General features: G+C 55.0%; 8 protein-coding genes. 1 reads left to right on the top strand and 7 read right to left on the bottom strand.

Annotated elements, in window-relative coordinates:
- Positions 1-259 precede the first annotated feature (259 nt).
- The 7 genes from ABJL60_RS20190 to ABJL60_RS20160 all read right to left on the bottom strand — a co-directional run bounded on the left by ABJL60_RS20190 (position 260) and on the right by ABJL60_RS20160 (position 7,874).
- A complete protein-coding gene (locus ABJL60_RS20190) occupies positions 260-985 on the bottom strand; it encodes a hypothetical protein (protein ID WP_348432487.1) in 726 nt (241 codons plus the stop codon).
- Positions 986-1,080: 95 nt separating this feature from the next.
- Complete coding sequence (locus tag ABJL60_RS20185; protein ID WP_348432486.1) at positions 1,081-1,290, bottom strand: hypothetical protein; 210 nt, start codon at positions 1,288-1,290, stop codon at positions 1,081-1,083.
- 303 nt (positions 1,291-1,593) lie between these two features.
- Entirely contained in the window at positions 1,594-3,195 is a 1,602-nt protein-coding gene (locus ABJL60_RS20180; protein WP_348432484.1) for a GMC family oxidoreductase N-terminal domain-containing protein, read from the bottom strand.
- A gap of 10 nt (positions 3,196-3,205) precedes the next feature.
- Positions 3,206-4,195 (bottom strand): enoyl-CoA hydratase/isomerase family protein, encoded by a 990-nt coding sequence (locus ABJL60_RS20175; RefSeq protein ID WP_348432483.1) that lies wholly within the window; start codon positions 4,193-4,195, stop codon positions 3,206-3,208.
- A gap of 23 nt (positions 4,196-4,218) precedes the next feature.
- Entirely contained in the window at positions 4,219-5,052 is an 834-nt protein-coding gene (locus ABJL60_RS20170) for an enoyl-CoA hydratase-related protein (RefSeq protein WP_348432482.1), read from the bottom strand.
- Positions 5,053-5,075: 23 nt separating this feature from the next.
- Positions 5,076-6,347, bottom strand: coding sequence for a CoA transferase (locus ABJL60_RS20165; protein WP_348411925.1), 1,272 nt, complete (start codon positions 6,345-6,347; stop codon positions 5,076-5,078).
- 27 nt (positions 6,348-6,374) lie between these two features.
- Positions 6,375-7,874, bottom strand: a complete 1,500-nt coding sequence (locus ABJL60_RS20160) for a CoA-acylating methylmalonate-semialdehyde dehydrogenase (protein ID WP_348432481.1) — start codon at positions 7,872-7,874, stop codon at positions 6,375-6,377.
- Between the two features lie 95 nt (positions 7,875-7,969).
- Here ABJL60_RS20160 and ABJL60_RS20155 point away from each other — a divergent pair, with 95 nt between their 5' ends.
- On the top strand, positions 7,970-8,896 hold the full coding sequence (locus tag ABJL60_RS20155) for a LysR family transcriptional regulator (protein ID WP_348432480.1): 927 nt from the start codon (positions 7,970-7,972) through the stop codon (positions 8,894-8,896).
- The last annotated feature ends 491 nt before the right edge of the window (positions 8,897-9,387 follow it).

Raw genomic sequence — 9,387 nt, 5'->3', positions numbered from 1 at the left:
GATTTGCTTTCATCGACGCCTGGAAAGAAGAATGGTCTGTCGAGTTTCTCTGCCAGATTATGCGGGTCACATCGCGGGGGGGGCGTGCTTGGCAGGTGCGCCCGATGAGCCAACGTTAGCATGATGATATGGTGCTTTTGGCCCATATGTGCTGCTTCGTGCTGATATCGATGGTGAGGGCGTTGCGGATATGCAGATCAAACTTGATGATCTACAATCAATCTCAGTCACAGATTTCATTTTGTAGACAAATGAACTGTTACTTTTCGGTCACCCATTCTGGGTGGCCGATTTCATCCAAACACTCCACGATTTCATTGTGAAATTCCGGCTTATAGCGGCCCAATACATCGCTGGTATTTCGCTTGGTCGTACGCGCCTTGAAGGTGATGGGATCCAACCCCAAGTGCTCAACAATCTTGTAAATCCCGTCTGTCATCAGCCCTTCATACGGGATTTCAAGATATCCATGTTTGCATTTCTTGTCGTACCAATTGAACAGCCATGACCGCGTTTCGACATACTCAAGGAATGCCTCTCGATCAAAGTCGATTTGCGGACGGGGCAGTCCATCCGCAAACAAATGTCGGGCTGATTGTTTTAAGCGCACCAGCTCAAAAGATGACAAACACGCCAGATGGTTTTTGCGATTGAGTACGATTTTTTTTATGCTCGGGTCCTTTGTCATCAAGGAGATTGCGCGCAACGAAGACCTGATTTGACCTGGCCAAGCTTTGAGGCCAACACATTTTGGTCCCGGCGTGAAATTGAGAATATCATACATGTAACCGCCGGGATCTGTCTCTAGTTTGGACAAATCAAGCCCGTTCTGAACTTCGTCCAGCAGTGCCAGCTGGTTCTTTTTACCCCTAAAAAATGGCGAGCCGTGGCAATAAATATCGGGATGGGTGTTCAGTGTTGTCGTCAAAGCCGTGCTGCCCGAACGGGCCGCTGCAAGAACGACAAATCGCGTTTCGACCTTCACAAGCGATACCCCAAAAGCGTGTATTTCTGGCTATCTACCGCTAAGTCGGTGAGCGCACAAGAATGATCGACTATCAAAAATCAATTCATCTTTTTTCATAATTTAGCTTGTAGGCTCTCGATGGCTCGCTCTAAATCGGAGAACTTCGGCATAGCAATCCCCTTAAGCTCACCGTTCGCATAACGCTTGTCTTGATTTGCTGCCAAAGCTTCAAAAATTAACGCGTTCACCGAGAATTGTGACCGCTCTATTCGTTCAATGATGGCGGTAACGCCCAAATCAACGGTCGCTTTAGCGCAAGGCACGCGCCAGGTCCTGCATTGCGCCACGTTCCCCAAGGTCCAAAGCGCGCGGCAAGTGGGCTGTCACCGGCAAAGGTGTTGCAGGTTTTCAAGAATAACCGGGTTGGATTTGACTGCATTGGATAATCGGTCGCGCACGCGTTTGCGGTGGCTGCGGATGATGGCGCTGCCACCAGAGAACCCCATGCGATACAACGCATCGAATTCCTGCAACAGGTACTTCCAACTCGGGCAATCTTGCAGACGTGTAGGATCAACTGGGATATCGGCCGAAAACGCGGTCTCTTTGAAAGGTGTTCTAGATTTCTATAGGCCCAAGATCATATCAGCCGCCTTTTCCGCAATCATGATTGTGGGTGAATTTGTGTTGCCTGACGTGATTGTCGGCATGACAGAGGCGTCAACCACCCGAAGGTTCTCGATCCCGTTCACGCGCAAGTCGGGCCCAACGACAGCGGCATCATCCGGCCCCATACGGCACGTACCGACAGGGTGAAAAATCGTGGTACCGATGTCGCCAGCCATATGGGCCAAATCTGCATCCGACTGATACGCCGCACCGGGGCTGATTTCAGAGGGCTTGTATTTGGCCATCACAGCCTGATCTGCGATTTTACGGGCAAGGCGGATGGCACGCACCGCAACCTGACGATCCCCTTCGGTGCTCAGGTAGTTGGGGTCAATCGATGGATGGGACTTCGGGTCTTTTGACGTGATATGCACCGAACCGCGGCTTTGCGGCCGGACAGGCACGACACTGGCCGTAAAGGCCGGGAACGGATGCAAAGGATCGCCGAATTTATCAAGCGACAATGGCTGGACGTGAAATTCGAGGTCGGCGGTTTCGACCTCGGGCCCGGACTTTGCAAAGATACCCAACTGGCTGGGGGCCATCGACATCGGCCCTGACCGTTTCAAGGCATATTCAAGCCCAATCCCCATGCGTCCCCAAAGCGAGCCTGCGCGTTGGTTCAACGTTTTCACGCCTTCCACGCGGAACGCAGTACGCAGTTGCAGATGATCTTGCAGGTTCTCACCAACCGCATCGATTTGATGAACGACCTCAATCCCCTGTGCGCCAAGAACCTTTGGATTGCCAATTCCCGACAGCTCCAGCAATTGCGGCGACCCGATTGCACCTGCGGACAAGATCACCTCGCCGCGCGCTTTGTAGGTGGTTTTCACGCCACGCACATCCACGTCCAAACCCGTCGCGCGTTTGCCCTCAAACAAGACCTTCTGGACTTGCGCTTGGGTGACGACCTTGAGGTTCTCACGAGACTTCACAGGACGCAGGAAGCCTTTGGATGTGTTCCAGCGCCAGCCACCCCGCTGGTTAACCCGAAAGTAGGCCGAACCTTCGTTGTCGCCGCGATTGAAATCCTCGACCTTCGCAATCCCGGCCTGTTCGGCGGCATCACGGTAGGCGTCCAAAATCTCCCATGTCAGGCGTTGTTCCTCAACCCGCCATTCGCCACCGGCCCCATGCATTTCGTCTTCGCCTGCATAGTAATCCTCGGACTTTTTGAAGTAGGGCAAGACATCGTCCCAGCCCCAGCCAGGGTTCCCCATCTGGCGCCAGCCATCATAGTCACGCGCCTGGCCGCGCATATAGATCATGCCATTGATCGACGAACACCCCCCAAGCACGCGCCCGCGCGGATAGTTCAGCGCACGACCATTCAGCCCGTGTTGATCCTTGGTCTTAAACCCCCAATCCGTCCGAGGGTTGCCCATACAATACAGGTATCCGACAGGGATATGGATCCAGATATAATTGTCTTTGCCGCCTGCTTCTAATAGCAGAACACGGTTCTTGGGATCCTCAGATAGGCGATTGGCAAGAACGCAACCTGCCGATCCGCCACCCACGATGATATAGTCAAACTCTTGAGAATTTCCGGTCATGATACGACTTTCATGTTTGCGTTAAGACAGGTGTTGATTGCCAGCAGGGTGCGTGGTCTTTGTCGACCAACACAGCCCGGACTCCTTCGGCCAGATCGGGATGGCGGATGGCGCGCTGCATGGCTTCAAATTCACGCGCAAGGCAGTCTTTGAGCGACGCGTCCCGCCCGCGTCGCAGCAACCGCATGGTTTCTTGCAGGCTGCGCGGTGAGACTTTATCAAGCGTCTTACGCGCGGATTCTGATCCTACCGCAGTGCGTTTTGACAAACAGTCTTTGATGCTGCAAAGCGTCGATTGATCAAAACACATGGTATTGGCCGCAAGGCTTAACATGCTGCTTTGATAGCCGGGGACCGCGCAAAAACTTTCTAGGACAGTGTCCAACGCTGCCTCAGGCACGCCAAGCGCGCTCTCAAATCCATTTACATCGTCCTGGGGCAACATGTGGGTTGAAATGCCCAACGTTTGTGCATCAAAGCCCGCAACGTGCGCGCCGGTCAGGCCCATCCAAAAGCCGCCAAAATGCGGCATGCGGGGCAGGAAATAGCTGCCGCCGACGTCGGGGAAAAACCCAATTGCGGTTTCGGGCATGGCAAACCGGGCACGATCCGTCGCAACGCGGACATCGCATTGCATGACAAGACCTAAGCCCCCGCCCATGCAGACCCCGTCAACCAAAGCGATGATGGTTTTTGCATAGCCGGACATGCGTTGGATCAGGCTGTATTCTTCTTGGAAGAACTGTTCGGCGTCTGCGAAATTTTGCGCCAATGATAGGGTGCGGATCCGGCGCATATCACCACCCGCACAAAACGCGCGATCCGTGTCGGATCTCAGAAGCACGCGATCAATGGTCGGGTCGTCCTCAAACCGGTCCAATGCCCGATCAATGTCGCGCACCATGTCGAGCGTAAGCGCATTCATGGCCTGCAGGCGGTTAAGGCCAATGATCCCGATCCGGCCAGCTTGCGCCACTGTGATATGCGATTGATCCGACATGGTGTACATAGGGGCCCGACTGATTACCGGTTGCGGAAGACGGGCGCGCGTTTGGCAACAAATGCGGCCATACCTTCTTTCTGGCCGTCAGTGGCAAAGGCTGCCTGAAACAAGCGACGTTCGTGCATCACACCCTCGGACAGATTGGATTGGAACGCATAGTTCACGGCCTCTTTGGCCATTGCTACAGCAGGAGCGTTCAGTCCGGCGATCTGATGGGCGGCCTCAAGGGCGGTTTGCAAAAGCTCGTGGCCCGGGACGACACGTGCCACGATGCCAGAGGCTTTGGCCTCGACTGCGTCCACTGTGCGGCCCGTCAGGATCATGTCCATCGCCAGCGATTTCCCGATGGATTTCGACAGCCGCTGCGAGCCACCAATGCCGGGCAAGATGCCGAGCTTGATTTCGGGCAAACCGAACTGTGCATCCTCTGACGCGATGATAAAATCGCACAGCATCGCCAGCTCAAACCCGCCACCAAGGGCAAAGCCGCTGACGGCAGCAATCACGGGCTTCTGAATGAAACGCATCTGGTCCCAATCGGCAAAAATATCGTTGCTCAACAATTCTACCAGCGTCTTTTCCGCCATTTCTTCGATGTCGGCCCCCGCAGCAAAGGCGCGCGGGCTGCCGGTGATGACGACAGCGCCGATACGGTTATCCGCATCGAAAGCCTTTAACGTGGCCATGACCTCGGCCGCCAATTGCAGGTTCAGGGCGTTCAACTGCTTGGGGCGGTTCAACGTGATCAAACCGACATGTTCGCGCCGCTCGACAATGATTTCCTCAAGCGTTGTGCGTTCGATGGTTTTTTCGGCGGATTTTTCAGCTTTTGATTTTGCTGTCTTGGCTGTCATTGGTTTTTCTCCCACGTCTGGTGTCAGCGCTTTAGCCCGAAAGACGCCCAGCCAAAGTCTTCGGCATCGGTTTGTGCGTGTTTCTTGGCTGTTTGGTTTTGGTCATAGGCCTCTGCGTCGGCCATAACTTCGGCGAGGATGTCCTCGCGGTGCTGGTTCAGCGCCGGAGCCACCTGTGCGGTTGCCGGATCTATGTCTTTATAGGCTGACAACTTTACCGGATTGCCCGCAGTGCGGAATGGCTTGGCGCTTTTGCCTTCGACCTGCACAATCATATTACGCGACAAAAGCTGCGGATGATCGAGGATCCGGTCGATCGTATTGATGGGGCCGCAGGGCACGCCGACCTCGTTCAGTTCGTCCAACCAGTGCTGCACCGGCATTTTGGATGTCACGGCATCGATGGCTGCGACCATCTTGGGCCGGTTGCGCACCCGCAGATCATTGGACGAAAAATCAGGGTCCATCGCCAAATCCGGCGCGCCAATCGCGTCGGCCATCAGCAGGAACAGCTGGTCGTTGCCTGCCGCGATCACAAAGCGTTCGTCTTTGGCCTGAAACGTCTCAAACGGCGCCAAGGACGGGTGGCAATCACCAGTGCGCGTAGGCACTTTGCCTTCTACGTCAAACCGAGCAAGAGCGGTTTCCATCAAAGCGGCCTGACAATCGAGCATGCCGATATCAACACGCTCGCCCTGTGCGTTCTGTGTGCGCCGATAAAGGGCTGCCAAAATGCCGATAACGCCGAACAAAGCCGCGCCTAAATCACCAAAGCTGGTGCCGACACGGGCCGGGCGTTCACCGGGCCAGCCGGTCAAGCTCATCACGCCCCCCATGGCTTGGACAACCATGTCATAGCCCGGCAGATCAGACATCGGGCCAGAATGGCCAAAGCCGGAAATAGACGAATAGATCAGATGCGGATGGGTCTTGGCCAAACGCTCAGCGCCATAACCGAGGCGGTCCATCACGCCCGGGCGGAAATTCTCAACCAGCACGTCGGATGTGTCCAACAATCGTTCCAGCAATTCCCGATCACGGGGCGATTTGATGTCCAGAACGATGCTTTCTTTGCCGCGATTAAAGCACATGAAATATGCGCTTTCAGCGTCAACGAAGGGCGGGAACGCCCGTGTGTCATCACCGGTGCCGAACTTTTCGACCTTGATGACCCGCGCGCCCAGATCGGCCAGCACCATGGTACAATATGGCCCTGCCAGAACCCGCGAAAAATCAAGGACTGTGATCCCACTAAGCGGGCCGCCATCAAGTTTTTCGTCTTTTGAATTTTGCATGGTCTGCCTCCTCCCAAAGTGACGCGGTTACTGGGCGACCGGCATCGCAAACTCAGCACCCTTCGAAATGCTTTCCGGCCAGCGTTGCATGATCGATTTCTGTTTTGTGTAGAACCGCACGCCTTCTTCGCCGTAGGCATGGGTGTCGCCGAACAGGCTTTTCTTCCAGCCACCGAACCCATGCCACGCCATTGGCACCGGGATCGGCACGTTGACGCCAACCATGCCAACTTGGATCTTGCGGCCAAATTCACGCGCAGCATTGCCATCGCGGGTGAACAGGCTGACACCGTTGCCAAATTCATGGGCATTGATCAGATCGACACCTTCCGCGAAATCCTTGACGCGAACGCAGGCCAATACAGGGCCGAAAATCTCTTCGCGGTAGATGGTCATATCGGGGGTCACATTGTCGAACAAAGTGCCGCCCAACCAATAGCCGTCCTCAAAGCCCTCGACCGTGAAATCGCGCCCGTCCACAATAAGGTCAGCGCCTTCGGCGGCACCTTTTTCGATGTAACCTTTGATGCGATCATGGGCTGCTTTGGTCACGACCGGACCCATCTCTGCATCCAGCTCCAGCCCGTTCTTGATCTTTAGATCGCGGGCCCTCTCGGCCAGCATTGGCACGATCTTGTCGCCAACATCCCCCACAAGGGTCGCGACTGAAATCGCCATGCAACGCTCTCCTGCCGAACCGTAGGCCGCACCGATCAGCGCATCGACGGCCTTTTCCAGATCTGCATCAGGCATCACCAACATGTGGTTTTTTGCGCCACCCAAGGCCTGCACCCGCTTGCCGTTGCGCGCTCCGGTCTCGTAGATGTAATTTGCAATTGGCGTAGAGCCAACGAAGGACACGGCCTTCACATCGTCATGGGCCAATAGGGCATCAACAGCGACTTTATCGCCCTGCACCACATTAAACACGCCATCGGGGAAGCCTGCCTCTTTCATCAACTCCGCATACATCAGGGCGGGCGTCGGATCCGTGGGCGACGGTTTTAGAACAAAGGTATTCCCAGCGGCGATTGCGACAGGGAACATCCACATCGGCACCATGACCGGAAAGTTGAACGGGGTCACACCAGCAACAACGCCCAGCGGTTGGCGCAGGGTCCAGTTGTCGATCCCCGTAGACACCTGGTCGGTGAAATCACCCTTAAGCAGTTGCGGGATTCCGCAGGCAAATTCAACAATATCAATGCCGCGCTCAACCTCGCCACGAGCATCGGTGAAAACCTTGCCATGCTCGAGCGTGATCGCGCGGGCCAGGTCATCCTTGTTCTCATTCAGCAGGTTCAGAAAGCGGTTCATCAACCTTGCGCGCCGGATCGGTGGCATATCGGCCCACGCCGGAAACGCCTTTTGAGACGCGGCAACAGCCATGTCCACATCCTCGACCCGTGCAAGATCAACGATCCCAGTTTGGGCACCTGTTGCCGGGTTAAACACGGCTTGGGTTGCAGCATTCGCACCAGCGTATGATTTGCCGTTGATATAATGTCCGATCGGGTGAATAGTCATAGAACGCTCCGATATTGAGTTCTTTGGCAATATGTCGACTTTGAACATCACAATCCAATGAATATTGGCACCCTACATTATAAGGAGTACTTATATTGAGATCCGTTCAAGACATCCGCGTGCTTGATGCGTTCATCACTGTGGCCCGCGAAGGAAACGTGTCGCGAGCAGCCGAAAAATTGCACCTGACGCAGCCCGCTGTCAGCCTGCAACTGAAGCGTTTGGCGCAAGATACAGGCCTGACGTTGTTCACACGCACGTCCAAAGGGCTGGAACTGACACGGGACGGAACAGCACTGATCGCGAAGGCTGAAAAGGTGCGCGCCGCATTGACCGAATTCGGCCAAACCGCGCGCAGGGTCAGCGGCGATGTGCGCGGCACTTTGCGTATCGGCACCATTGTCGATCCAGGGTTCATCCGCTTGGGCCAGTTTTTGTCGTTGTTGGTGGAAGGGTTCCCTGATTTGCGGACGAAACTTACGCACGGTATGAGCGGCGAGGTGATCAACCGTATCATTGCTGACCACATCGATGTTGGATTCTATCTTGGAAGTCTGGCCCCTTACGAACCCGCGATTGATCCCGACCAACTCGACGGAGCGTCCCTTTTCCATGAACGAGAGCTGACAACATTCACCTACCAAGTTCTGGCTCCGAAAGGATGGGAGGATCGCGTTATTGGCAAAGACTGGCAGGCGCTGGCCGATCTGCCATGGATCGGCACGCCTCAAGACTCGGTCCATTGCCGGCTTTTGGATGCCGAGCTGTCCGAGGACGGCATCACACCCAACTACGTTTGTTCGGTGGACCAAGAACCGTCCATGTTAGCGATGGTGCGCTCTGGGGTTGGACTTAGCCTTTGTCGGGAATCTATTGCGCTAGATGAAATGCAAACGCGCGGTCTTGTTGTCGCCGATCAGGTGTCGATCCAAACATCGCTCCGCTTTATCACTCTGAAGTCCCGCGCCAAAGATCCAAACGTCAAAGCGGCGTTCGAGGTTCTTGCCTCAGCATGGGACTAGCAACCCAAAAAATGGGCGTCGTGTGATTTGAAACGAGCTCGCCAGTTTTCCGCAGCAAGTTTGTCTCGATGAGACAATAGCTGACGTTCATGCAGATCGCAGCATTTGCGACTATGGGCCTATTTCGTTGGTGAAGTCTCTGTTGCTTTGCGGCAGGTCCTTTGCTTCTCTCGTTATTGTAGGGTGAGTGGGGATTTGATGATGATGGGTGTTCAAGAAGCTCTGGGGCGGTTGTTTTACGACTTTGATATAGAGGCACATGTCCCTGCTAATCACATATTGCGTGAGGTCTCTGGACCTGTCGCGGTTTGATGCCGTTCTTTTGATAGCATTTATTGCAACAAAGGCGATGAACTATGCCCCGCCCGGCAGGGTTATGCGAAGCATGATCCCGAGAGGGGACTGAAACGGACGGACGAATTCCGGCAAGATGCGGTGCGTATCGCGCTGACAAGTGGGCTTACGCGCAAGCAGGTGGCTAACGATCTGGG

This window comes from Ascidiaceihabitans sp. (assembly GCF_039986515.1).
Taxonomy (GTDB): domain Bacteria; phylum Pseudomonadota; class Alphaproteobacteria; order Rhodobacterales; family Rhodobacteraceae; genus Ascidiaceihabitans.
The sequence above is the reverse complement of the archived record's forward strand: the minus strand, read 5'-3'. Positions and strand labels throughout refer to the sequence as shown.